Here is a 22,761-nt window from a genome sequence, read left to right on the forward strand (position 1 = left end):
AGGCGCGATATCGACACGGTAGCGGCACGATATCGGCATGGCACGCGTAGGCGCCGCCGTCCGCTTCTCCCGGCGACGGCTTGCTTGCCGTCATCTTCGCAAGCCCGTTTTTCAGCGGTCGGCGGCGACCGCGAACCTACCACGATCGCCGCCGGCAGCGGCCGCACGCGACGCGGCCCGCCGCCCGCTCAATGCGTCGCCACGCGCCGCTTGAATTCGCGCAGATCGAAGCACAGCGGCGCGTTCAACGGATCGTTGCCGAGCGCCGCGAGTTGCGTCTTCTGCACCTTGTTGGTCGACGTGACCGGCAGCGTTTCGACGAACGATACGTAACCGGGCGCCTTGAAATACGCGAGCCGGTCGAGACACCACGCCTGCAACGCGCGCGCCGTCTGCGCGTCGCGCGCCACGCCCGGCGACACGATCACGCAGGCCATCACTTCCTCGTCGCGCAGCGGATCGGGCGCGGCGATCACCGCCGTCTGCCGCACGTCCGGATGATCGAGCAGGCACGCTTCGACCTCCAGCGCGGCGATGTTCTCGCCGGAGCGGCGAATCACGTTCTTCTGCCGGTCCACGAAATGCAGGCTGCCGTCGTCGCCTTCGCGCACGACGTCGCCGGTATGGAACCAGCCGCCGCGCCACGCTGCTTCGGTGGTGGCCTCGTCCTTCAGATACCCGCGAAAGAAACCGAGCCTCGGTTCGGCGCCCGCGCGGCGCACCAGCAGATGGCCGGGCGTGCCGCGCGGCACGTCGCGATCGTGCTCGTCCACCAGCCGCACTTCGATCTCCGGGCGCGGGCGGCCGAAGCAGCGCGAGCCGACGTGCCGCGGCTCGCGGCTCGACGCGATCACCGCGCCGCCGCCGGTCTCGGTCATCGCCCAGCCCTCGATCAGCGGGAAGCCGAAACGCTGTTCGAACACGAGTTGATGGCGTGGATCGACGTTCGCGCCGTAGCCGAACCGCACGTGGTGCGGCGGCGACCCGCCGTCGAGCGACAGCAGGATCGCCGGCATCACGCCGAGGTAATGGACGATCGTCGCGCCGCTCGCGGCGACGTCAGCCCACCAGTCGCGCGGATGGAAGCGGTCGAGCTGGATCACGCAGCCGCCGGACAGCACCATCGCCATCGTCGAGCACGCGAGCGCGTTCATGTGAAAGAGCGGCAGCGGCGTAATCAGCCGCTCGACGCCGGGCCGCACTTCGCACAGGCCGCCTTCGCTGAGATACAGCTCGCCGATCGACACGAAGTAGCGGTTGTCGAGGATGCAGCCCTTCGGCTTGCCGGTCGTGCCCGACGTGTAGAGGATCGCGCATTCGTCGTCGAGGCTCGCGCGATGCGAGCCGTCCGTCGCGACGTCGGCCGCGCGCGGCAGCGGCCCGGCTTCGGCGTCGGCAACAGCGAGCGGCACTTGCAGGTCCGGCGTGTCGAGCGCCGCGCGCAACAGCGGCAGCGTGCGTTCGACGCCGACCGCGAGCGCGATCTCGCTGTGCTGCGCGACATAGGCGATCTCGTGCGGCCGCGAGTCGGGATTCAGCGGCACCACGCCGACGCCGAGCGCGTTCAGCGCGAAGAAATGGAAGAAGAACGCCGGCCGGTTTTCGAGCAGCAGCGCGACGCGCATGCCCGCGCGATAACCCGCTTCGCGATAGCGCACGATCTGCCGCTCGATCTCCGCGAGCGTCTGCGCGTAGGTGAGCGTCAACGCGTCGGAGGCATCGTCGGCGGACGCCGCGTAACGGCGCTGCGCGGAAGCCGGAATGTGCAGGAAGTCGTGATGCGGATGACGGGCCGCGGTTCGGGCGAAGGCTGCGTAAGGCGAAACAGGTCGACTATCGGAAATCATGGCGAACGGAAATCGAAGATTGACGGGCGCGGCGGCGTGCGCCGCCGGCCCGGGTCGGAAAGAACGGGATCAAGCGGGGATCAAGCGACGATCAAGCGGCGCGCAAGCCGGCTTCACGCATCAGCGGCAGCACGCGCTCGCAGAAGAATGGCAGTTCGTCCGCGTAGTTGACGAACGACAGCGCCGCGCCGGCGAAGCCGCAGGCGTGCATCGCGGCGAGCCGCCCGACGATCTGCTCCGGCGTGCCGACGAGCGGAAAACTGCCGGTGCCGGCCGCAAAGCGTTGCCGGTACTCGATGAACGCGCGGTCCTCATGGCTGCTGCTGAAGCCTTTTTTCTGCCGCACGTGATAGTCGAGCGCGGCTTCGTCGGTGTATTCGACGGAATAGCGGTGGTAGTAGTCGAGCGCCTCCTGTTCGGTCGCGCGGCAGACCACGTGCGCGACGGTATAGACGCCCAGTTCGCGGCCCGCCTGCGCGCCGCGCTCGCGGATGTCACGCACGTGCTCGCGGCCCGCGTCGAGGTCGGTGAACGTCGTGAACAGGTAATCGCAGTGACGCGCGGCGAAGTCGCGGCCCGGCGCGCCGAACGCGGCGTTCATCGTGACCGGGCGCGGGCTCTGCAACGAGACCGGCCGCGAAATCGCGCCCTTCAGCCGGTAGAACTCGCCGTCGAAGTCGAACGGTTCCGCGCTCGTGTAGAGCCGCGTCAGGATCTCGCTCCACTCGGCGGCCTGACGGTACGCGTCGTGTTCCAGCGTGACGCCGAACATGTCGAATTCATCCGGATTCCAGCCGCACACGATGTTCAGTCCCGCGCGGCCGTGGCTCACGTGATCGATCGTGGCCAGCGCCTTTGCCGCATAGACCGGATGCACGAGCGGCACATGCACGGTCGAGAACAGCGCGATGCGCCGGGTGAGCGCGGCCAGCGCCGCCGCGAACGTGAACGTCTCGAACGAATGCTCGCGCACGTGCGTCGTGCCGCCGAAGCCGCGCCAGCGCGCGATCGGCAGGAAAAAGTCGAGTCCGCCGGTATCGGCGGCGATGGCCGCGCGCTGCACGTCGTCCCAGCCGGCGCGCCACTGCTCGGGCACCGTCGTGAAGGTCAGGCCGCGGTCGGCGTTCGCGGCGAACACGCCGACCTTGAACGGATGCGGGTCGCGCATCGGGTTGGCGGGGGCAGGCGTCACAGGGGCGGCCTCTCTGGCGATGGATTGTCGATACAAGGATACTGAATTCAGAAAATTGTCGTGTCAAGCTGCTCGACGGGAGTCGTGGTGAAGCAATCCGTTCATCCGGTGCAAGGTTCGCCGCCGACGCTCGCAAAAAAGGCGAGGAGAAAAAGCGGTCAACTTGCGATGCAGCATGGAAGTGGGGTTTTTCATTACCAGTGCACACAATTTTGACGCGTTCTTGACGTGGGTTTTTTACTCCCATAATCTGAATTCAGAATGTTGATTGAGGTGAACATTCTGGCGTCAGGATGACCGTCTTGGAGCGGTGCCCCGACGCACGCAGCAGGGTGAAGTCCCATTGATAAACCAGTCGCTCAACCCTTCGACCGCTTAACGGAATCCCACGTGAAAACTCCTCTTGTCACCGCCTCGCTCGCCGCGCTTTGCGCGAGCGGCTCTGTCTGGGCTCAAAGCAGCGTTACGTTGTACGGCATCATCGACGAAGGCCTGACCTTCTCGAACAATCAGCTTGGCGAAAAATCCTGGCAGATGCAAAGCGGCATCTCGCAGGGCAGCCGCTGGGGCCTGCTCGGCTCCGAGGATCTCGGCGGCGGGCTGTCCGCGGTCTTCCGGCTCGAAAACGGCTTCGACATCAATTCGGGCAAGCTGCTGCAACAGGGCCGCGAGTTCGGCCGCGGCGCGTACGTCGGGCTGTCGAGCAACACCTACGGCACGCTGACGTTCGGCCGCCAGAACGAACTGATGGGCGACTACGTCGGCCAGTACACCGCGAACGGCAACTGGGGCATTTTGTTCCCGCACCCGGGCGACCTCGACAACACCGGCATCGACTACCGGGTGAACAACGCGGTGCGCTATGCGTCGCCGGTGATTCACGGCGTGCAGGCCGGCGCGGTGTACGGGTTCGGCAACGTGGCGGGCGAGCTGAACCGCGACGCGGTCAAGTCGTTCGGGCTCAAGTATTCGGGCGGCCCGCTCGCGCTCGCGGCCGCGTTCACGACGATCGACCACCCGGCCGAGGCGGTGCCGGAAGGGGTGTGGACGTCGACCAACGCGATCGACGGCAACTACGGCCTCGCGGCGTCGAAGTACCAGTCGTTCGGCTTCGCGGGGCAGTACACGTTCGGCGCCGCGAAGGTCGCGGCGATCTACACGAACACGCGTTTCATGGGCCTCGACCCGACGGTCGGCGCGAACATCGGCGGCCACGTGACGTTCCAGATCTTCGAACTGGTGGCCGGTTATTTCATCACCCCCGCGCTGCAGCTGGGCACCGGCTACAGCTACACCGAAGGCAACGTGTCGGCCACGTCGCAGAAGCCGAAGTACCACAACGTCGATGCGATCGCCGACTACTTCCTGTCGAAGCGCACCGACGCGTATCTGCAGGCGACGTGGATGCACGCGGCCGGCGACGCGCAGTACGCCGATCTCGCGCCGGTGCTGCAACGCTCCAGCACGTCGAACCAGATCGAAGTGCGGCTGGGGCTGCGCCATCGATTCTGACCACTGATAATCGGATTTCCCGGGCCGGCTGTCCGCATGATGTTGTCCGCATCGGCGGGCGGCGGCCCTTCGTACCTTTTTGCGTATCTTCAACCGGCGCGCGCGCCGGCCTCACAGGAGGATAGATGGACAGTTACGAGATCGACATGAAGCGCCGCCAGCTGCTGCTGGGCGCGCTCGCGGCCGGCGCGGGCGGGCTGCTGCCGTGGGAGCGGGCGCTCGCGCAGGGCCATCCGGCCGACCAGGTTCTGAACATCGCGTACATCTCGGACGTGCCGACGTGGGACCCGACGGCGATCACCGTGCCGCAGGCGCAGTCCATCTACACGACGGTGTTCGATTCGCCGCTGCGTTATTCGCCGAAGCTCGTGCTCGAAGGGCGCCAGATCTCCGCATGGAAGTGGCAGGACAAGAACGCGCAGCGCCTCGAAGTGACGCTGCGCGACGACATCCTGTTTCACGACGGCTCGAAGCTGACGACCGCCGACCTGAAGTACAGCCTGCACGACCGGCCGTCGGCCGATCACAAGCTCGCGGTCGGCGGGATGTTCCAGACGCTGAAGGACGTCGAGATCGTGTCGCCGACGCGCGCGGTGCTGGTTTACAGCAAGCCGACGCCGGCCGCGCCGATCTATCTCGCGTTTCTCGCGGGTTACATCGTGCCGAAGGCGTACATCGAGAAGGTCGGCATGGACGGTTTCCTCGCGAAGCCGGTCGGCGCGGGTCCGTACCGGCTGGTCGACTATCAGCGCGGCTCGCGCATCGTGCTGGAGGCATTCGACAAGTACTGGGGCGGCACGCCGGCGATCCGCCACGTGACGTTCGAGGTCGCGACCGAGCCGTCGGCGCGCGTCGCCGCGGTGGAGTCGGGCCGCGCGGGCGTCGCCGTGCAGATTCCGCTGCGCGAGGCGCAGCGGCTCGCGAGCGTGCCCGGCATTACGACGAAGATCTATCCGTACAGCGAGATCTACATGCTGCGGATGCCGAACTACGTGAAGCCGTTCGACGACGAGAACGTGCGCGCGGCGATGCATTATGCGATCGACACCGCCGCGTTGTCGAAGGCGTTTTACGGCGGCATCGCGCGGCCGCTGTCGGTGACGGCGACGCCGGGCTCGGCGGCCGACGTGCCGGGCTTCAGGTTTCCGTACGATCCGCAGCGCGCGATCGCCGCGCTCGCGAAGTCCGGCTACGGGCCGAACAAGCCGGTCCGCGTGCCGTTCCTGACGACGAACGGCACCTTCCCGAGCGACTACGACATGGCGCGCGCGATCGCCGGCATGTGGCAGCGCGTCGGCATCCAGGCGGACCTCACGCAGACCACGATGGCGAAGGTGATCAGCGAAATCCAGGCGACCAAGATGAGCGGCGTGCTGCTGTACAGCTGGGCCAACGCGACCGGCGACCCCGAGAACTACACCGGGCGCATTCTCGATCCGCGGCTGCGCTTTTCCGCATGGAAGGACGACGCGCTCGCGCCGCGCGTCGAGGCGCTGATGACCGAGGTGGACGAGGACAAGCGGATGGCCGGTTATCGCGCGCTGAGCCAGGAGGCGTCGGAGAAGTCGTGGGTCGTGCCGCTGCTGCAGGCGGTCACGACGATTGCGTACCGCTCGGACGTCGACGTCAAGATTTTCGACAGCGGCTACATCCTGCCGGTCGACTACAGGCTCAAGGGATGACCGGTTTTCGTGGAGACACATGCGATGCGGATTGAAGATTCGATTGCCTTCGTGTCGGGGGCGAACCGCGGCGTCGGCGCGGGGTTCGTCGCCGGGCTGCTCGCGCGGGGCGCGCGCAAGGTGTACGCCGGGATGCGCGACGCCGATGCCGCGCGCTTCGACGACCCGCGCGTGGTGCCAGTGCCGCTCGACGTCACGGCGCCGGCGCAGGTGGCGCAGGCCGCCGCATTGGCCGGCGACGTCACGCTGCTGATCAACAACGCCGGCATCAACCGGCTCGAACGCGTGGCCGGGCCGCGCGACCCGGGCGCCGCGCGCGCCGAGATGGAGGTGAACTATTTCGGCACGCTGGAGATGTGCCGCGCGTTCGCGCCGGCGCTGACGCGCAACGGCGGCGCGCTCGTCAACATGCTGTCGATTCTCGCGCGGGTCGCGCTGCCGTCGATGGGCTCGTTATGCGCGTCGAAGGCCGCCGCGCTGCGGATGACCGAGGGCGTGCGCGCGGAACTGGCCGGGCGCGGCGTGCGCGTGCTGGCCGTGCTGCCCGGCGCGATCGACACCGACATGAGCCGCGATTTTCCGCCGCCGAAACTGGCGGTCGCGGAGGTCGTCGATGCGGTATTCTCGGCGCTCGAAGCGGACCCGGGCGGCGCGGACGACGTCTATGTCGGCGCGATGGCCGAGGGCGTCGCGGCGGGGCTCGCCGCCGACCGCGCCGCCGTGCTCGCGCAGTTCGCGGCTTATCTGTAACGACTTTTCGCCAGGAGACAACGATGAGCGGTCAAACAATCCAGGTGGCTGCGCGCGACGGCGGCAGCTTTTCGGCTTATCTCGCGAAACCCGCGCAGGGGTCCGGGCCGGGCCTCGTGCTGTTGCAGGAGATCTTCGGAATCAACGGCTTCATGAAGGCGATGGCCGACCGGTACGCGGAAGAGGGTTACGTCGTGCTGGTGCCGGACCTGTTCTGGCGGATGAAGCCGGGCGTCGTGCTCGGTTACGGCGACGCCGATTTCGCGCAGGCGCTCGACTATCACGACCGCTTCGACGAGAAGCTGGCGATCGACGACGTCGCCGCGACGCTCGACGCGGTGCGCGCGCTGCCGGAGCAGGCGGGCAAGGTCGGCGTGATCGGCTATTGCCTCGGCGGCCGGCTCGCGATGCTGACCGCCGCGCGCACCGACGTGGACTGCGCGATCAGCTATTACGGCGTGAACCTGCAGAATCATCTCGACGAAGCGGCCACGGTCCGCTGCCCGATGATGTTCCACTTCCCCGAGAACGATGCGTTCTGCCCGGCCGACGCGCGCGAGCGGATCATCGCCGCGTTCGCTTCGCATCCGGCGGCCGAGTGTTATGTGTATCCGGGCTGCGATCACGCGTTCGCGACGCCCGAGCGCCCGCAGTTCGACAAACCCGCCGCGCTGATGGCGTATTCGCGCACGATGGCGATGCTGCGCAAGGTGCTCGGCCCCGTGCACGACCTCAACGAGCTGTGGGAAAAACACTGCTATTACGAGTTCGCGACGCGCGACGTCGACGCGATCATGCCGACGATGGTCGCGCAGCCGTACGTGAACCACGTTCCGACGATGACGGGCGGCGTCGGTCACGATCAGCTGAAGCGTTTCTACAAGTACCACTTCGTCGATTCGAACCCGGCCGACACGCGGCTGATTCCGATCTCGCGCACGATCGGCGCGGACCGCATCGTCGACGAGTTCGTGTTCTGCGCGACCCACGACCGCGAGATCGACTGGCTGCTGCCCGGCCTCGCGCCGACCGGCAAATACTTCGAGGTGCCGATGCTCGCGGTGGTGTGCTTCCGCGGCGACAAGCTGTACAACGAGCACATCTACTGGGACCAGGCGTCGGTGCTCGTGCAGATTGGCGTGCTCGATCCGGCCGGACTGCCGGTTGCGGGCATTCAGACCGCGAAGAAGATGATCGACGAGACGCTGCCGAGCAACACGCTGATGCCGAACTGGGCGTCGAGCGAAGGCAAGCCGATCTGATCGAGGGGAGAGCGGCCGCCTCATGCAATGACGAGGCGGCTGCGCCTGGCCGGCGACGCTTCGGCGCGCCGCCGGTCAAGCGCTGGAATCAACGCATGAAAAGCCCGCCGTTGACGTCCCAGCATGCGCCGGTCGTGAACCACGCGTGCTCGGCCGCGAGCAGCACGGCGACGTCCGCGACGTAGTCGGCGCTGCCGAGGCGGCCGGCCGGAATGCCGGCGACCAGCTTGTCCAGCAGGTCGGCCGGCACGCTGTCGTGGACGATGGGCAGATCCATCGGCCCCGGCGAGATCGCATTCACGGTGACGCCTTGCGCGGCGAGGTCGCGCGCGAACACCTTCGTCAGATTGAGCACGCCGGCCTTCGACGCGGCGTAGTGCGCGCCGGTCGCGGTGCCGCCGTTCTGCCCCGCGAGCGACGCGATGTTCACGATCCGGCCGCCGCCGTGCGCGGCGAAATACCGGCCGAACACCTGGCAGCCGAACAGCACGCTGCGCAGGTTCACGTCGATTGCGCGGTCGAACTGCTCGGCGGTCACGTCCATCACCGGCACGACTTCCGAGCGGCCCGCGTTGTTGACGAGCGCATCGATGCGCTGCCACGCGGCGAGGATCGCATCGCGAGCCGTCTCGAACGCGGCCTTGCTGCACACGTCGAGTTCGAGCGCGAGCGCGCGCGAGCCGTCGGGACTCAGTTCGGCGGCGACGTCGCGCGCCATGTCGATACGGACGTCGCCGAGCGCGACGCGATAACCGGCAGCAAAAAAACGCCGCGCGAGCGCCGCGCCGAGCCCTTGCGCCGCGCCCGTCACCAGCACGACACGGTCCGTCATGCAAGCGTCTCCTGGGCCGCGAGCGCCGTCTCGAACTGCGCGGCGAGCGCGCAGACGAGTTCGTCGGCACCCTTGCGGGCGACGATCTGCAAACCCGCAACGAGCGGCGACCCCGCGATCGGCAGCGGCAGGCTGATCGCCGGATGGCCGCTCAGGTTGAACGGCCGGATCAGCGACGACATCGCGATCACCGACGTGCCGCTGCGCGCGGCGTCGAGCGTGATCGGCAGCGCCGGCAGCGTCGGCAGCACGATTGCATCGACGCTGTCGAGCACGCGGTCCACCTCGGCGGTGAAATCGCGGCGCACGGACTCGGCGGCCTCAAGATCGGCGGGCGTCGTCAGCGAGGCGTGGCGCAGGCGCGCGTCGAGATCGGGGCCGAGCTTGCCGGTCTCGATCAGATGGCCGAACGCGCGCCACGTTTCCGCGTTGATTACGACGAGCCCCGCGTCGAACGCCGCGCGCAGACGCGGCAGCTCGACGTCGCGCGCGGCGAAGCCGGCAAGCGACGGCGCGCGCGCGACCGCGTCGCGGATCTCGCGCAGCGCATCGACCGCGACGATGCCGATTTTCGCGGCGCTCAGCGGCGTGGCCGCGGCGATCTCGTCGAAGCCCGGCGCGATGGCAGCCATCACGTCCGTCAGCGTGGTCATGTCGCGCGCGAACGGGCCGACGCAATCGAGCGTCGACACCAGCGGCGCGACGCCGTGGCGCGACACGCGGCCGAACGTCGGTTTCATGCCGATCACGCCGCAGCACGCGGCGGGGCCGCGCACGGAGCCGCCCGTGTCGGTGCCGAGCGCCGCGCAGGTCAGGTGCAGGCCGACCGCCGCCGCCGAGCCGCTCGACGAGCCGCCGGGAATACGGGTCTCGTCCTGCGGATTCTCCGGCGTGCCGGTGTAGTCGTTGATGCCCGTCATGCCGAATGCCAGCTCGTGCATGTTGGTTTTGCCGACCACGCGCCAGCCCGCTTCGAGCAGCCGTTCGACCACTTCCGCGTGCGCGGCGGCCGGCGGCGCGTTGGCGAGCGCGCGGCTGCCGGCGGTGGTCGGATAACCGGCGACGTCGATGCTGTCCTTGATCGCGATGCTCGGGCCGTCGGCGTCGCCGAGCGAAAACTCGCTGATGAACTCGTTCATGGCAGTCAGGTTTCGGTGGGGGAGGGAACGACTTGCCACGGCGCGTCGAACAGGCGCCGGGTCCGGAAATGCCGGATCAGCCATGCGCCCGAGGTTGCGCACGGCACGAAGTCCACGTCGATTCGCGCGGCGATCAGTTCCGCGCTGCCCGCGACATAACCGGACGCTTGGAGCATCAACCAGCGGCCGCTCGCGTGCGTCGCGTCGGCGGCCACGTCGATCCGCTCCGCGCTCAGGAAATGCGTGTTGACCGAGAAGTGCTGCGTCGGCGGCAGATAACGCGTCAGCATTGCGAGAATCGCGTCGCGCCCTTCGAGCCGGCCGAACTTGCTCTCGTAGAGCGGGCCGACGCCTTCCCATACGGCGTCGTCAGCGAACAGCGACGCGAGCGTCTCGTCCGCGAACCCGCCGGCCGGCACGTCGCACAGCGCCATATAACGCACCATGGTCCGCTGCACCGCGCGTTCCGCTTCGAGCGCAACCACGCGGCGCAGCAGTTCCGCGTACGCGGCGGCCGGCGAATCCGGCGCGGAAGCAGGGGGCTTCACGACGCCTCCGGCACGCGCAGCGCGCGGCCGACGCGCGCCTCGATCTTGCCGTAGCGCCACAGGCTGTAGTCGCCGACCGGGGTCGTGCGATACAGGTTGCAGACTGCGGCGACGGCGTCGAGGTCGGCCACGTCGGCCATGATGTAGAAGGTCCAGGGCGCGCCGCCGGACGCGCCGACGGCGAGCCGGTCGTCGTCCATGATGCCGAGCACGCGGACGCCTTCCATCGCCTCGACCGCCGAAAGCATCGCGCCATAGGCCTGCCACACCGCGCCGGTTTCGCCGCGCGGCAGGTCGAAGAAATTCTGCGTCACGCCGCAGCAGAACAGCACGCGCAGCGGCAGCGTCGCGGTGTCAGCCATGAGAGGGCTCTCCAGTTGTCGCGCCGTCTTGCGCACGCCCATGAGCGGGCGTGCAAAGTCAGAGCAGGAATCCGATCGCGTTCAGCGTATCGGTCGAGTCGATCAGACGGACCACCTTCTGCACGATGCGCGGCTCGTCGTCCGACAGGTCGAGCCGGTGTTCGAGGTCCGCCGCGAACAGCGTCGGGGTGCCGCGCTTGTACGCGACGACCACCTGCGCGGAACGCACCGTGACCAGCGCGCTGTTCCCGTCGTCGCTTTCGTCGAGCGCGAAGCGCGACACGGTTCGTATCGTGCGCGCCGCATCCGACACCGACGGCGAGTAACCCGCGAGCATCCGCTGCACGCGCAGCTCGCGCATCGCGTGGTCATCGTAGGCGTAGTTCAGCGTGGCCGCGAAGTCGGTCGCGTGCGGATCGATCGGCACCACGTAGTGGCCCGCGCCGGACCACAGTCCGAGCCAGCGGCCATAGTCCTTGCGGTCGAGCAGTTCCGCCTCGCGCCAGATGAACTGCATCGCGCGCACGAGCGTCGGCTGCGCGAGCATCGTTTCGATGTCGTTCACGATTGCGGCTCCATCATCAGCTTCCATTGCGCATACGCGGCGCGCATCCCGGTTTCGTCGGTGGCGTGCGCGGTCTTCTGGCCGTCCGGCGCGGTGGTCTCTCGGTTCAGCCCGCGGTTCACGAGGATCGGCACGTCGGGGCCGGCATACGAGCCGCGCTGCACGCGCTCCCACGCTTCCGCGTCGTCCGGGCTGCCGAAGCCGAGCGGCCCCTGGAAGTGTTCATGCACGCGCAGGCGCACCTGGTTCGCCTCCTCGGGACCGCCGTCCATGCCGAGCGCGACGTGGCGGATCTCCGTTTCGTCGACCGAGATCGGCCGCAGCACGCGAAAGAACGACATCGACAGCGCCAGGTTCGGAAACAGGTTCACGTTGAAGCCGACGCCCATCAGCGAGCGCACGATGCGCCGCACTTCGTCGGGCGCATACGACTTCGCGAGCGACGCGGCGAGCGCCTCGTGACGCACCGGAAGCGGCGCGCCGTTGTCGTCGTCGAGATCGATCAGTTCCGGCATCAGCACCGCGACGCTGTGGCCGTTGCCGAGCGAACGGCAGAACGCGCCGTCGCTCGTCATGAAGCTGGTGATCGCGGCCGCGGTTTCGTCGTCGATGGTCTTCATCCACGACTTGTGGACCACCGGGAAGTGATAGAGATCGGTCGTGTTCTCCAGCTGGATTTTCCAGTTGCCCTTGAAGCGGAAGCGGTGCTCGCCGTTCACCTTGACCGGATAACCGGCGCCCTGTTTCATGAACAGGTCGATCCACGGTTTCGCGCCGCCGAGGAAGTCTTCGAGCGGCTCGATCGTCGGGTTGAAGCTCGCGAAGATCAGCCCCTGATAGATGCCGACGCGCAGCGAGCGCAGCGGCAGTTCGCGCTTGTCCGCGATGCCTTCGTAGCCGTCGCCATACGGCAGCGCGCGCAGCGCGCCGTCGAGGCCGTAGCTCCAGCTATGGTACGGACACGTGAAGCCGCGCGCGTTGCCCTTGTGCTGCTCGCAGACCGTCGCCGCGCGATGGCGGCAGCGGTTTTCGAGCACGTTGACCGAGCCGTCGCGATCGCGCACGACGATCACCGGCTGACGGCCGATCACCGTGGTGCGGAAGTCGCCGGGGTTCGGCAACTCGCTTTCGTGCGCGACCCAGATCCAGGTCTGATAGAAGATCCGGTCGAGTTCCGTTTCGAACAGCGCCGGATCGTTGTACAGCGAAGGCATCACGCGGTCGGGTTCGACCCGCGTGCGCAGCGCGCTCGTGTCGATGGCCTGACAGGGCGGCTGAAGGATGTCGCTCATCGGTGACCTTTGTGGGGAAAGAGTTTGTGCGCCTGACGATGGATGCAGTGTCGGCCGCGGCTTCGAATCGGTCAAATTCATCTAAAATCAGTCCCTCCATCAATACGGCAAATGACATGACGTCGCTCGACCACGTCGATCTGAATCTGCTGCGGGTGTTCAACGCGATCATCGAGGAGCGCAGTCTCACGCGGGCCGGACAGCGTCTCGCGCTGTCGCAGCCCGCGGTCAGTTATGCGCTGGGCCGGCTGCGCACGCTGTTCGACGATCCGCTGTTCATCCGCACGCGTGTCGGCATGCAGCCCACGCCGATCGCGCTGGAACTGTCGGGAATCGTCGGCCGCGCGCTCGACACGGTGCGCGAGGCGCTGCGTTACGCAGAGCGGTTCGATCCCGCCGTGAGCACGCGGACCTTCCGGCTGTCGTTATCGGATGCGGGGGAGCTGGCGTATCTGCCGCCGATCTGCGAGGCGCTGCACCGGCTCGCGCCGAACGTGCGGCTGCGCATCGAGCCGACGCCGGTCGAGCAGATCGAGGAGGCATTGCGGGTGAGCCGTCTCGACTTCGCGATCGGCAACCTGCCGGAACTGGCCGCGCATACGCGGCACCGGCTGCTGTTCGACGAAACTTACGTATGCATGACGCGCAAGCGCCGCGGTCTGCCGCGCGGGCCGCGGATCGACCTGGCGTCGTTCACGGCCGCGACCCACGTGCAGGTGCTGTCCGTCGAGCACAGCCATCATGCGCTGGAGGATGCGTTTCGCGCGCATGGAGTCGGCCGCAATACGGTGCTCGAACTGCCGCACTTCGTGGCGCTGCCGAGCGTGCTCGCGGTGACCGGTTATTACGCGACGCTGCCGCGCCGGCTCGCGCAGATTTTCAACCGCGATGGGGAATTCCGGATCTACGAACTGCCGGTCGAACTGCCCGGCGCGTCCGTGACGATGCACTGGCACGAGAACTTCGACGGCGACGAAGGCAACGTGTGGCTGCGCGAACTGATGACCGACATCGTCCGCACGTTCGACCGGCAACTGGGCAAACGCGCCTAGAGGTCGAGCACGAGAAGAGGGGAGCGCGAGCGGGACACGCAGCAGCAGATCGTCTTGCCGCCCGCGCGTTCGGCCTGGCTCAGGCAATGGTCGCGATGGTCGGGCTCGCCGTCGACCACGTCGATCATGCAGGTGCCGCAGACGCCTTCGCCGCACGACGTGTCGATTTCGACGCCGATCGACGCGAGCGCGTCGACGATCGAGATGCCGGGGTTCACGCGCACGGTTTGGCCGCTGCGGGCGAGGCGGATGTCGAAGGTGCTGGCGTTGGCCGTTGCGTCGGGCGCTTCGGTGCGATCCGCTTCGGCCGAGAAGCGTTCGAAATGCACGGCGTCGGTTGGGACATGGCGGCTGGCCGTGTCGATCACCTGATCCATGAACGGGCCTGGGCCGCAGGTGTAGACGTGCGCGTCCGCTTCGCATGGCGCGAGGATGCCGGCGAGCGTCGTGTCGAGGTCGGCGGGTTCGACGCCGCAGTGGAGCCGCAGACGTTCGCCGAATGGAGATTGGGTCAGCAGCGGCAGGAACGCCGCGTGGGCCTCGCTGCGCACGAAATAATGCAGGACGAACGGCGCGCCGTCGCGGACCAGTTGGTACGCCATGCTGACGAGCGGCGTCACGCCGATGCCCGCGCCGACCAGCACGTGCGAACCGGCCTGCGGGGCGAGGCGAAAGCGGTTGCGCGGTGCGCCGATGACCAGCTGCGTGCCGACTTCGACGTGGTCGTGCAGCGCGCTCGACCCGCCTCGCGACGCGGGTTCGCGCTTGACGGCGAACACGTGACGGCGGGTGTCGTCGGGGTCGCCGCACAGCGAGTATTGCCGCACGATGCCGGACGGGCCGGTGACGTCGATATGCGCGCCGGCTTCGTACGCGTCGAACGGCGCGCCGTCGATGCGGGATACGACGAACGAGCGGATACCGGGAGCTTCGTCGCGGATGGCGTCGACGCGGACGGGATGAAGCGATGATTTCATGGGCGTGGAGACGGCGTAGGTCGGTGCGTGGACTGATTGCTGGACGCGTGGCGAGCATACGGGCCATCGGTGCATCTGACCAATCGATAATAAAAGGCTTGGGGTATTGGTGAGGTTTATAGCGGGGGGGCTGCGGATTCGGTGCTGCGTTGGACCTTCGGACCTGGCGGGTCGGCAGGCTACCTTGGTGATGGGAATTCCTGGTCTGCTTGCGTGATTTTACATAAGATAAATTATCAACGTTAAGTCTGTAGGTCCCAAATAGAAATGTCGGGTTTCCGCTAAATAGAAATGTCGTGTTTTAGGTAGTTTGAGCGCCGGACATCCGCTCTGGGAGCCGGCGATGAACGCGACTGGGACGATCACGATGACGATGCGCGAGGTGGACAGGTTCAAGGTCATCCAGGCGGTAACGGAGGCGCGGCTCAAGCCTGGCCAGGCCGCCGTGCGGCTCGGGCTGAGCGTGCGACAGGTCGAGCGGCTGGTGCTGCGCTATCAGGCCGCTGGCGTGGCGGGACTGGTATCGGGCAAGCGTGGCCGTCCCGGCAACCACCAGCTGCCGCCCGGCAAGGCGCAGCGTGCGCTGGCGCTGATCCGCGAGCGCTACCCGGATTTTGGGCCGACGCTGGCCTGCGAGAAGCTGCGGGAGTGTCACGGCATCGGACTGGCGGTCGAGACGGTGCGTACGCTGATGCGGGCAGCCGGGCTGTGGATTCCGCGCAGGGAGCGTCCGCCGAAGGTCTACCAGCCGCGCAACCGACGTGCGTGCCTGGGCGAACTGATCCAGATCGACGGCAGCGATCACCGCTGGTTCGAGGACCGGGCGCCCGCCTGTACGCTGCTGGTGTTCATCGATGACGCGACCGGGCGCCTGATGGAGCTGCACTTCACGGCCACCGAGTCGACCTTCAGTTACTTTGAGGCGCTGGCGAAGTATCTGAAGGTGCACGGCAAGCCCGTCGCGTTCTATAGCGACAAGGCCAGCGTCTTCTATGTGAAGCAGCGCTCGCAGACGGCGGGCAAAGGCGTCACGCAGTTTGGCCGCGCCCTGTACGAACTGAACATCGACGCATTCTGTGCGAACACGAGCCAGGCCAAGGGCCGTGTGGAGCGCGCCAACCTGACGTTGCAGGACCGGCTGGTGAAGGAGTTGCGCTTGCGTGGGATCAGCACGCGGGAGGCGGCCAACGCTTATGCGCCCTCCTTCATCGCCGACTTCAACCGGCGTTTCGGCCGGCTACCGAAGAGCGATTACGACGCGCACCGGCCGCTGCGTGCTGACGAGGATCTGCGGCAGATCCTCGCGTATCGCGTGCCACGCAAAGTCTCCAATGCGCTGACCGTGCAGTACGACCGCGTGATGTATCTGCTCGATGACACGCCCGTTAGTCGCGGGCTGATGCATGAATACGTCGAGGTCGTTGAATACCCCGATAGCGTCATCGAGGTCCAGGCCAGTGGTGTGACGCTACCGTACCGGCAATACGATCGCATCGCACGTGTCGATCAGGGCGCCGAGGTCGAGAACAAGCGGCTCGCGAGCGTGCTGGAGGTGGCCCGTTGCGTACAGGCGATGCGTGACGATCGCTGGGCGGCGGGCTCGCCCTCACGCACCCATTGCGGTGAAGAGGTTCGCGCGAAGAAAGCGCTTGTCGGGCTGAAGAAACAGCGCGCCATTGACGTTGCCGACATCAATCATGCTGTTCTGGACGTCAGTGCCAAAACAAGGCGGGAACGGGGGGCGGCTGCGCCGCCCAACCCGGAAACATAAGAAAAAGCACACCAAAACCCGACATTTCTATTTAGCTGGAGGCACGACATTTGAACTTGGCGGAGACATCGCATGTTGCGGCAAAGCTGTAATGTCGTACCTGGGCAAAGCCGAAACGTCGCATGTCATGCTGGCTGACCTTTGATGGGAGGCTCGCATGACGACATCCGGGACGATCACCATGACGATGCGCGAGGTAGACCGGCTCAGGACAATCCAGTCGCTGGCCGATGGGCTGCTGATGACGTGGCAGGCCGCTGAGCGGCTCCATCTGAGCCGGCGCCAGGTTGAGCGGCTGACCGTGCGCTATCGCAGCCAGGGCGCGTCGGGACTGCTGTCACGGCATCGTGGGCATCCGAGCAACTACCAGTTGGCAGACGGCGTGGCCGAGCGCGCGTTGAACCTGATTCGGGATTGTTACCCGGACAGCGAGCCGGCCGGCTGATGGCGCTGTGCTTCACGACGACCGCATCGACCGTCAGCTACTTCGAAGCGATGCAAAGAAAGTCAGTCATCCCCAGCATACGTATAACCCACCGCCGGCGGCAATGGTCCCTTGATGCGGCCGCCCTGCTGCTTCTGCTCCCACGCATGAGCAAGAATTCCAACCGACCGCGACAGGATGAAGAGCCCGCGCGCCAGCGGCGGAGCAAAGTTCAGTTCGCCATACACCACGGCGGTGGCGCCGTCGATGTTCATCGGAATCCGCGTGCCGGTGCGCTGCTCCAGCGCGCGTTCGACGAGGCGTCCCACCCGTGCGTAACGCCCGGTCGCAGCCCCCGCCTCGACGGCGTCCTCGACCAGCGCCAGCAGCCGCACCGAGCGGGGATCGACAGGATGAAACCGGTGCCCGAAACCGGGAATCATCTTGCCGTGCGCGGCGACGAACGCGTCGAGCGCGGCATGGACCGCCGCTTCGAGTTCGAGCCCATCGTTCGCTCTCGCCAGCACGTCGGCGTAGAGTTGCAGGCATTGTTCGCCCGCGCCGCCGTGAACGCCGTCGAGCACATTGATCGCGGACGCCATGGCCGCGTTGAGCGGCGCGCCGCACGTCACGGCCATCCGCGCGATGGCGATCGACGGCGCCTGCGGCCCGTGATCGACCGCCGCCACCAGCGCGGCCTCCAGCAGCGCAAGCTCCGCCGGCGTGGGCTCGTCGTCGCGCAACATCAACCAGACCATGCGCGCGTACCCCGCGTGACCGATCAGCGTCTCGATCGGACGCCCCTTGATCCGGATCTCGCCCGGCCGGATGTCGATGATCCGCGTGGTCCACCAACGCTTCGTCTCGGCCAGCAGATCGGCCGCCTTCCCTGCCCATGTCGTCATAACGTTCCGTCCTCGCGCCAGCGCGCCACCTCTTCCCGGCTGAACCCCGCTTCGAGCAGGACGGCCTCCGTATGCGCGCCCAGTTCCGGCGGTCCGAGTTCGACCGATTGCGGCTTGCCGTCGACATGAAAGCCGCTGCGGGTCACGGTGATGGGATCGCCGGACGGCGAAGCCGTTGCCGGCACGGTCATCGTCAGGTTGCGGTGAGCCACCTGGGGCTGCGCGAGCGCCTCCTCGACGCTCAGCACCGGCCCCGCCGGCACGCCGGCCTCGTTCAGCCGCGCCTCCCACCACAGCGCATCGTGCGCCGACAGATGGCGCTCGATTTCCGTCGTGAGCGCGACGCGGTTCAGCTTTCGCGCTTCGCGCTCCGCGAAGCGGGGATCGGCCGCCAGCGCGTCCGCGCCGAGCACGCGGCATAACGCTTCGAACTGTTCCTGCTTGTTGGCGGCGATATTGAGCAAGCCCCGCCCGGTGCGAAACGCGCCGGACGGACTGGCGGTGAAATTGTCGTTGCCCATCGGCACCGGGCTGCGCCCCGCGATCAACTGGTTCGACACGATCCAGCCCATCGTGACGATCGCGGAATCGAGCATCGAAACGTCGATGAAGCTGCCCTCGCCGTCGCGCTGGCGCCGCACGAGGGCGGCGGCGATCGCAAACGCGGCGGTGATGCCGCCTATCGTGTCGCAGACCGGATAACCGACGCGCAACGGCGCGGAGTAGCGGTCGCCGGTGATGCTCATCACGCCGGACCGGCCCTGGATGATCTGGTCGTAGGCCGGCGCGGTCGCCAGCGGCCCGCCTTGTCCGTAGCCCGAAATGGAGCAGTACACGAGGGTCGGCCGGACCTCCTTCAACGCCGCGTAGTCGAGGCCGAGCCGGGCCATCACGCCGGGCCGGTAGTTTTCGAGCACCACGTCCGCTTCGGCCACCAGCCGCCGGAAAATCGCCTTGCCGGCTTCGCGCTTGAGATTCAGCGTCATCGAACGCTTGCCGGCGTTCTGCGCGAGAAACGACGTTCCCATGCCGCGCCGGTTCAGCGCGGGATCGGCGCCCAGCTGGCGGGCCAGGTCGCCGGTCCCCGGCGTTTCGATCTTGATCACCTCGGCGCCGAGCAACGCCAGCTGATAGCCGGCGAACGGCCCGGCGAGCACGTTGGTCAGGTCGAGCACCCTGACGCCCGTCAGCAAGTTACCGCTCATCGTGTCCCCTTGTTCTGCTTCTGATCGTCATCCGGAAACCGGCTGACGTCTGCCGCTGTCGCGGCGCCGTGGCTACAACGCGCCGACCAGTTCCGGGACCGCCTGGAACAGGTCCGCGACCAGCCCATAATCGGCCACGCCGAAGATCGGGGCTTCCGCATCCTTGTTGATGGCCACGATCACGCCCGAGTCCTTCATGCCCGCCAGATGCTGGATCGCGCCGGAAATGCCCACGGCCACGTAAAGCTCCGGCGCCACGATCTTGCCGGTCTGTCCCACCTGGCTGTCGTTCGACGCGAACCCCGCGTCCACCGCCGCGCGCGATGCGCCCAGCGCCGCGCCCAGCCGGTCGGCCAGCGGCTCCAGCACCTGCCGGTAGTGTTCCGCGCTGCCGAGCCCGCGCCCGCCGGACACGACGATGCGCGCCGAAGCGAGTTCAGGTCGCTCCGAAACCGTCAGCGTGCGGCTCACGAACGACGACAGCCCGCTGTCGGGGGCCGCGTCGATCGCGACGACCGGCGCCGGCTCGCCGTCGGTCCGAACCGGATCGAAGCTCGTCGGCCGCACCGTAAGCACTTTCTGCGCGTCGCAGGATTCGATCGTCGCAATCGCATTGCCCGCATAAATGGGCCGTCGAAACGTCGATGGCCCGTCGATCGCGATGACATCGCTCACCTGCGCCACGTCGAGTCGCGCCGCAATGCGCGGCGCGACGTTCTTGCCGTAGGCGGTCGACGGCGCGACGACGTGCGTATAGTCCGGCGCGATCGCCATGACCGTTCGCTCGACGTTTTCCGCCAGCCCCTGCGCCAGTTGCGGCGCGTCCGCAAGCAGCACTTTCGCCACGCCGCGCGCCCGCGCGGCCATGTCGGCGGCAGCGCGCGCATCGCAGCCCGCGACGAGGACATGAACGTCCCCGCCGATCGCCTGCGCTGCCGCAATACAGCTCAGCGTCGCCGGATGAAGCGCGCTGTTGTCGTGATCCGCAATCACCAGAACCGTCATCATCTTCTCCTCACAGCACCCGGGCTTCGGCTCGCAGACGCTCGACCAGCGACTGGACGTCCGGCACCCTGATCCCCGCGTTGCGCGGCGGCGGCTCGGTCACCGCCAGCACTTTCAGACGCGGCGTCACGTCGACACCAAGCTCCGCCGGCGTCAAGACTTCCAGCGGCTTCTTCTTCGCTTTCATGATGTTCGGCAGCGTGACGTAGCGCGGCTCGTTCAGCCGGAGATCGACCGTGATGACCGCCGGCAAACGCAGCGCCACGGTTTCCGCGCCGCCGTCCACCTCCCGCGAAACGACGGCCTGGCCGTCGGCGATCTGCAAGGCCGATGCGAACGTCGCCTGCGGCAGCCCCGCCATCGCCGCCAGCATCTGGCCGGTCTGGCTCGCGTCGTCGTCGATCGCCTGCTTGCCGGTGAAGACGAGTTGCGGCCGTTCCCTTGCGACGATCGCGTTCAGCAGTTTCGCTACCGCCAGCGGCTGCAATTCCGGCGCCGACTCGATGCGCACGCCTCTATCCGCGCCGATGGCCATCGCCGCGCGCAGCGTTTCCTCGCATGGCGCGGGACCGCACGACACGGCGATCACCTCCGTCGCAACGCCCTGCTCCTTCAACCGTACGGCCGCCTCCACCGCGATCTCGTCAAAGGGATTCATGGACATCTTCGCGCTCGACAGGTCGACGCCGCTGCCGTCGGCCCTGACCCGCACTTTCACGCTGTAATCGAGTACCCGCTTGACTGCCACTACGATCTTCATGATCCTCGTTCCCGTTGGTTTGGCGCGCATTGGCGGCGTATTGACGTATTGACGTGGCGTATTGCCGTATTGGCCGGCCGGCACCGCCCGGCCACCATGCGCGCCCGTGATGTCATCCGCGGCATTCCTGGCCGTTCGCCGGCGAAGCGGGATGCGCGTCCGCAGCCGGCGGGCGGTTCCTGCGCCTGCGCATCGCGCCGTAAATGGCGAACCCGATCTGCGCGACGATGAACAGAATCGAAATGCTCATGAACGCGGCGCTGATCGGACGCTGGAAAAAGACCGTCAGATCGCCGCGCGACAGCAGAAGCGACCGGCGGAAGTTCTCCTCGACGAGCGGCCCCAGCACGAACCCGAGCATGATGGGCGCGACCGGAAAGTCGAGCGCAAGCAGGATCGCGCCGATCACCCCGAACACCAGCACCTCGCCGACTTCGAACAGGCTGTTGTTGGTGCTGTACACGCCGACGGCGATGAAGAACAGCGCCGCGGGATGCAGGTAGCGGTACGGCACCTGAAGGAGCTTCACCCACACGCCGATCAGCGGCACGTTCAGCAGCACGAGCAGCACGTTGCCGACCCAGAAGCTCGCAATCAACCCCCAGAAAAGGTCGGCGTGCTCGGTGATCAGTTGCGGCCCGGGCTGGATGCCCTGGATCAGCAGCGCCCCGAGAATCAGCGCCATCACCGGATCGCCGGGAATGCCGAGGCTCATCGTCGGAATGAAGTCCACCTGGGTCTTCGAATGCGACGCGGCTTCCGGCGCCGCCACGCCCTCCAGCGCGCCGTGGCCGAAACGTTCCGGCGTCCGGGAGATCTTTTTCTCCACCGCATACGCGAGGAAGGTGGTGATCGTCGGCCCCGTGCCGGGCATCGCGCCGAACAGGGCGCCCATCAGCGTGCCGCGCACCATCGGGGCCACCGCCACCTTGAGTTCCTTCCGGCTCGGCCGCATGTCGCGCAGGCTCATCTTCACGCTGCTCCCCGCCACCTGCATGCGGTTCACGTTGCGCAGGAATTCCGCCACGCCGAACAGCCCGAGCGCCAGCGCGACGAGTTCGATGCCGTCCGCCAGCTGGTAAAAGCCGAGCGTGTAGCGCAGCGTGCCGGTGTTGACGTCGGTCCCGACGGTTCCGAGCAGCAGCCCGAGGAGCGTCATCGAGATGCCTTTCAGCGGCGATCCCCGGGACATGGTGCCGCCGGCCAGCAGACCGAGCAGCATGATCGAGAACAGCTCCGCCGGGCCGAACTTGAACGCGACCTTCACGAGCAGCGGCGAAGCGAAGATCATGATGATGATGCCGACCGACGCTGCGAAGAACGACGAGATGATCGTGACGCTGAGCGCGGTCCCGCCTTTGCCCTGCCGGGTCAACGGATAACCGTCGAGACAGGTCACCGCGTGCGGCGGATGACAGGGCAGATTCAGCAGGATCGCCCCGATCGCGCCGCCGTATTGCGACCCGTAGAAAATGCCCGCCAGCATCAGCACGGCAGCGATCGGGTGCATCGTATAGGTCAGGGGCAGCAGGATCGAGATGGCCGACAGCGGCCCCATGCCGGGCAGCACGCCGATCAGGTTGCCGACCAGCACGCCGAAAAACGACCACATCAGGTTCTGAAGCTGGAACGCGACGCCGAAGCCGTGCCACAAATCAATCAGGGATTGTCCGATCATC

General features: G+C 67.1%; 21 protein-coding genes. 7 read left to right on the forward strand and 14 right to left on the reverse strand.

What is annotated here, in order from left to right; genetic code table 11:
* Window positions 1-188: 188 nt before the first annotated feature.
* Complete coding sequence (locus BLV92_RS09155) at window positions 189-1,847, reverse strand: AMP-binding protein (protein WP_090544241.1); 1,659 nt, start codon at window positions 1,845-1,847, stop codon at window positions 189-191.
* A gap of 91 nt (window positions 1,848-1,938) precedes the next feature.
* On the reverse strand, window positions 1,939-3,039 hold the full coding sequence (locus tag BLV92_RS09160) for an LLM class flavin-dependent oxidoreductase (RefSeq protein WP_208325461.1): 1,101 nt from the start codon (window positions 3,037-3,039) through the stop codon (window positions 1,939-1,941).
* A 390-nt stretch (window positions 3,040-3,429) separates the two neighbouring features.
* Here BLV92_RS09160 and BLV92_RS09165 point away from each other — a divergent pair, with 390 nt between their 5' ends.
* The 4 genes from BLV92_RS09165 (at window position 3,430) to BLV92_RS09180 (ending at window position 8,245) form a co-directional block, all read left to right on the forward strand.
* Window positions 3,430-4,551 carry a porin gene (locus tag BLV92_RS09165; RefSeq protein ID WP_090544246.1) on the forward strand — a complete coding sequence of 374 codons (1,122 nt, stop codon included), beginning with the start codon at window positions 3,430-3,432 and terminating at the stop codon, window positions 4,549-4,551.
* 125 nt (window positions 4,552-4,676) lie between these two features.
* A complete protein-coding gene (locus tag BLV92_RS09170; RefSeq protein ID WP_090544248.1) occupies window positions 4,677-6,233 on the forward strand; it encodes an ABC transporter substrate-binding protein in 1,557 nt (518 codons plus the stop codon).
* 24 nt (window positions 6,234-6,257) lie between these two features.
* Window positions 6,258-6,983: an SDR family NAD(P)-dependent oxidoreductase gene (locus BLV92_RS09175; protein ID WP_090544250.1), complete on the forward strand. Its 726-nt coding sequence runs from the start codon at window positions 6,258-6,260 to the stop codon at window positions 6,981-6,983.
* 23 nt (window positions 6,984-7,006) lie between these two features.
* Complete coding sequence (locus tag BLV92_RS09180) at window positions 7,007-8,245, forward strand: dienelactone hydrolase family protein (RefSeq protein WP_090544252.1); 1,239 nt, start codon at window positions 7,007-7,009, stop codon at window positions 8,243-8,245.
* An 88-nt stretch (window positions 8,246-8,333) separates the two neighbouring features.
* On the opposite strand, the gene BLV92_RS09185 is transcribed toward BLV92_RS09180, so the two are convergent.
* The 6 genes from BLV92_RS09185 to BLV92_RS09210 are packed head-to-tail and all read right to left on the reverse strand — an operon-like array spanning window position 8,334 to window position 12,983.
* A complete protein-coding gene (locus tag BLV92_RS09185) occupies window positions 8,334-9,077 on the reverse strand; it encodes an SDR family NAD(P)-dependent oxidoreductase (RefSeq protein ID WP_090544254.1) in 744 nt (247 codons plus the stop codon).
* A complete protein-coding gene (locus tag BLV92_RS09190) occupies window positions 9,074-10,216 on the reverse strand; it encodes an amidase (RefSeq protein WP_090544256.1) in 1,143 nt (380 codons plus the stop codon). The genes BLV92_RS09185 and BLV92_RS09190 overlap by 4 nt, the downstream gene beginning before the upstream one ends.
* Before the next feature lie 5 nt (window positions 10,217-10,221).
* A complete protein-coding gene (locus tag BLV92_RS09195; RefSeq protein WP_244283769.1) occupies window positions 10,222-10,764 on the reverse strand; it encodes a nuclear transport factor 2 family protein in 543 nt (180 codons plus the stop codon).
* Window positions 10,761-11,126, reverse strand: coding sequence for a hypothetical protein (locus BLV92_RS09200; RefSeq protein ID WP_090544260.1), 366 nt, complete (start codon window positions 11,124-11,126; stop codon window positions 10,761-10,763). Before BLV92_RS09200 ends, BLV92_RS09195 begins: the two co-directional genes overlap by 4 nt.
* A gap of 58 nt (window positions 11,127-11,184) precedes the next feature.
* Window positions 11,185-11,673, reverse strand: a complete 489-nt coding sequence (locus BLV92_RS09205) for an aromatic-ring-hydroxylating dioxygenase subunit beta (RefSeq protein ID WP_373681825.1) — start codon at window positions 11,671-11,673, stop codon at window positions 11,185-11,187.
* Window positions 11,674-11,687: 14 nt separating this feature from the next.
* Window positions 11,688-12,983, reverse strand: coding sequence for an aromatic ring-hydroxylating oxygenase subunit alpha (locus BLV92_RS09210; RefSeq protein ID WP_090544262.1), 1,296 nt, complete (start codon window positions 12,981-12,983; stop codon window positions 11,688-11,690).
* Between the two features lie 116 nt (window positions 12,984-13,099).
* On the opposite strand from BLV92_RS09210, the gene BLV92_RS09215 reads away from it, so the two are divergent.
* A complete protein-coding gene (locus BLV92_RS09215) occupies window positions 13,100-14,035 on the forward strand; it encodes a LysR family transcriptional regulator (protein WP_090544264.1) in 936 nt (311 codons plus the stop codon).
* Here the strand turns inward: BLV92_RS09215 and BLV92_RS09220 are convergent.
* A complete protein-coding gene (locus BLV92_RS09220) occupies window positions 14,032-15,012 on the reverse strand; it encodes a PDR/VanB family oxidoreductase (protein ID WP_090544266.1) in 981 nt (326 codons plus the stop codon). The genes BLV92_RS09215 and BLV92_RS09220 overlap by 4 nt on opposite strands.
* Window positions 15,013-15,355: 343 nt before the next feature.
* Here BLV92_RS09220 and BLV92_RS09225 point away from each other — a divergent pair, with 343 nt between their 5' ends.
* Entirely contained in the window at window positions 15,356-16,783 is a 1,428-nt protein-coding gene (locus BLV92_RS09225; protein ID WP_090544268.1) for an ISNCY family transposase, read from the forward strand.
* A gap of 157 nt (window positions 16,784-16,940) precedes the next feature.
* Window positions 16,941-17,228 (forward strand): helix-turn-helix domain-containing protein, encoded by a 288-nt coding sequence (locus BLV92_RS09230; protein ID WP_110332467.1) that lies wholly within the window; start codon window positions 16,941-16,943, stop codon window positions 17,226-17,228.
* Between the two features lie 62 nt (window positions 17,229-17,290).
* Here BLV92_RS09230 and BLV92_RS09235 read toward each other — a convergent pair whose 3' ends face one another.
* The 5 genes from BLV92_RS09235 to BLV92_RS09255 all read right to left on the reverse strand — a co-directional run bounded on the left by BLV92_RS09235 (window position 17,291) and on the right by BLV92_RS09255 (window position 22,760).
* Window positions 17,291-18,112 (reverse strand): citryl-CoA lyase, encoded by an 822-nt coding sequence (locus tag BLV92_RS09235; protein ID WP_090544270.1) that lies wholly within the window; start codon window positions 18,110-18,112, stop codon window positions 17,291-17,293.
* A complete protein-coding gene (locus BLV92_RS09240; protein ID WP_090544272.1) occupies window positions 18,109-19,317 on the reverse strand; it encodes a CaiB/BaiF CoA transferase family protein in 1,209 nt (402 codons plus the stop codon). The genes BLV92_RS09235 and BLV92_RS09240 overlap by 4 nt, the downstream gene beginning before the upstream one ends.
* A gap of 72 nt (window positions 19,318-19,389) precedes the next feature.
* Window positions 19,390-20,322, reverse strand: coding sequence for an electron transfer flavoprotein subunit alpha/FixB family protein (locus tag BLV92_RS09245; protein ID WP_090546956.1), 933 nt, complete (start codon window positions 20,320-20,322; stop codon window positions 19,390-19,392).
* Window positions 20,323-20,332: 10 nt separating this feature from the next.
* Complete coding sequence (locus BLV92_RS09250) at window positions 20,333-21,082, reverse strand: electron transfer flavoprotein subunit beta/FixA family protein (protein ID WP_090544273.1); 750 nt, start codon at window positions 21,080-21,082, stop codon at window positions 20,333-20,335.
* Between the two features lie 112 nt (window positions 21,083-21,194).
* Complete coding sequence (locus tag BLV92_RS09255; protein WP_090544275.1) at window positions 21,195-22,760, reverse strand: tripartite tricarboxylate transporter permease; 1,566 nt, start codon at window positions 22,758-22,760, stop codon at window positions 21,195-21,197.
* Between the last annotated feature and the right edge of the window lies 1 nt (window position 22,761).

It is taken from the genome of Paraburkholderia caballeronis (assembly GCF_900104845.1).
Lineage (GTDB): Bacteria > Pseudomonadota > Gammaproteobacteria > Burkholderiales > Burkholderiaceae > Paraburkholderia > Paraburkholderia caballeronis.

Excerpts from the sequence above, each read along its gene's own strand:
- BLV92_RS09180 (WP_090544252.1), top strand. The coding sequence starts at position 7,007 with ATGAGCGGTCAAACAATCCAGGTGGCTGCGCGCGACGGCGGCAGCTTT.
- BLV92_RS09175 (WP_090544250.1), top strand. The coding sequence starts at position 6,258 with ATGCGGATTGAAGATTCGATTGCCTTCGTGTCGGGGGCGAACCGCGGC.
- BLV92_RS09215 (WP_090544264.1), top strand. The coding sequence starts at position 13,100 with ATGACGTCGCTCGACCACGTCGATCTGAATCTGCTGCGGGTGTTCAAC.
- BLV92_RS09210 (WP_090544262.1), bottom strand. The coding sequence starts at position 12,983 with ATGAGCGACATCCTTCAGCCGCCCTGTCAGGCCATCGACACGAGCGCG.
- BLV92_RS09240 (WP_090544272.1), bottom strand. The coding sequence starts at position 19,317 with ATGAGCGGTAACTTGCTGACGGGCGTCAGGGTGCTCGACCTGACCAAC.
- BLV92_RS09200 (WP_090544260.1), bottom strand. The coding sequence starts at position 11,126 with ATGGCTGACACCGCGACGCTGCCGCTGCGCGTGCTGTTCTGCTGCGGC.
- BLV92_RS09170 (WP_090544248.1), top strand. The coding sequence starts at position 4,677 with ATGGACAGTTACGAGATCGACATGAAGCGCCGCCAGCTGCTGCTGGGC.
- BLV92_RS09225 (WP_090544268.1), top strand. The coding sequence starts at position 15,356 with ATGAACGCGACTGGGACGATCACGATGACGATGCGCGAGGTGGACAGG.
- BLV92_RS09155 (WP_090544241.1), bottom strand. The coding sequence starts at position 1,847 with ATGATTTCCGATAGTCGACCTGTTTCGCCTTACGCAGCCTTCGCCCGA.
- BLV92_RS09245 (WP_090546956.1), bottom strand. The coding sequence starts at position 20,322 with ATGACGGTTCTGGTGATTGCGGATCACGACAACAGCGCGCTTCATCCG.
- BLV92_RS09250 (WP_090544273.1), bottom strand. The coding sequence starts at position 21,082 with ATGAAGATCGTAGTGGCAGTCAAGCGGGTACTCGATTACAGCGTGAAA.
- BLV92_RS09220 (WP_090544266.1), bottom strand. The coding sequence starts at position 15,012 with ATGAAATCATCGCTTCATCCCGTCCGCGTCGACGCCATCCGCGACGAA.
- BLV92_RS09255 (WP_090544275.1), bottom strand. The coding sequence starts at position 22,760 with ATGATCGGACAATCCCTGATTGATTTGTGGCACGGCTTCGGCGTCGCG.
- BLV92_RS09205 (WP_373681825.1), bottom strand. The coding sequence starts at position 11,673 with ATGCTCGCGCAGCCGACGCTCGTGCGCGCGATGCAGTTCATCTGGCGC.
- BLV92_RS09230 (WP_110332467.1), top strand. The coding sequence starts at position 16,941 with ATGACGACATCCGGGACGATCACCATGACGATGCGCGAGGTAGACCGG.
- BLV92_RS09235 (WP_090544270.1), bottom strand. The coding sequence starts at position 18,112 with ATGACGACATGGGCAGGGAAGGCGGCCGATCTGCTGGCCGAGACGAAG.
- BLV92_RS09185 (WP_090544254.1), bottom strand. The coding sequence starts at position 9,077 with ATGACGGACCGTGTCGTGCTGGTGACGGGCGCGGCGCAAGGGCTCGGC.
- BLV92_RS09190 (WP_090544256.1), bottom strand. The coding sequence starts at position 10,216 with ATGAACGAGTTCATCAGCGAGTTTTCGCTCGGCGACGCCGACGGCCCG.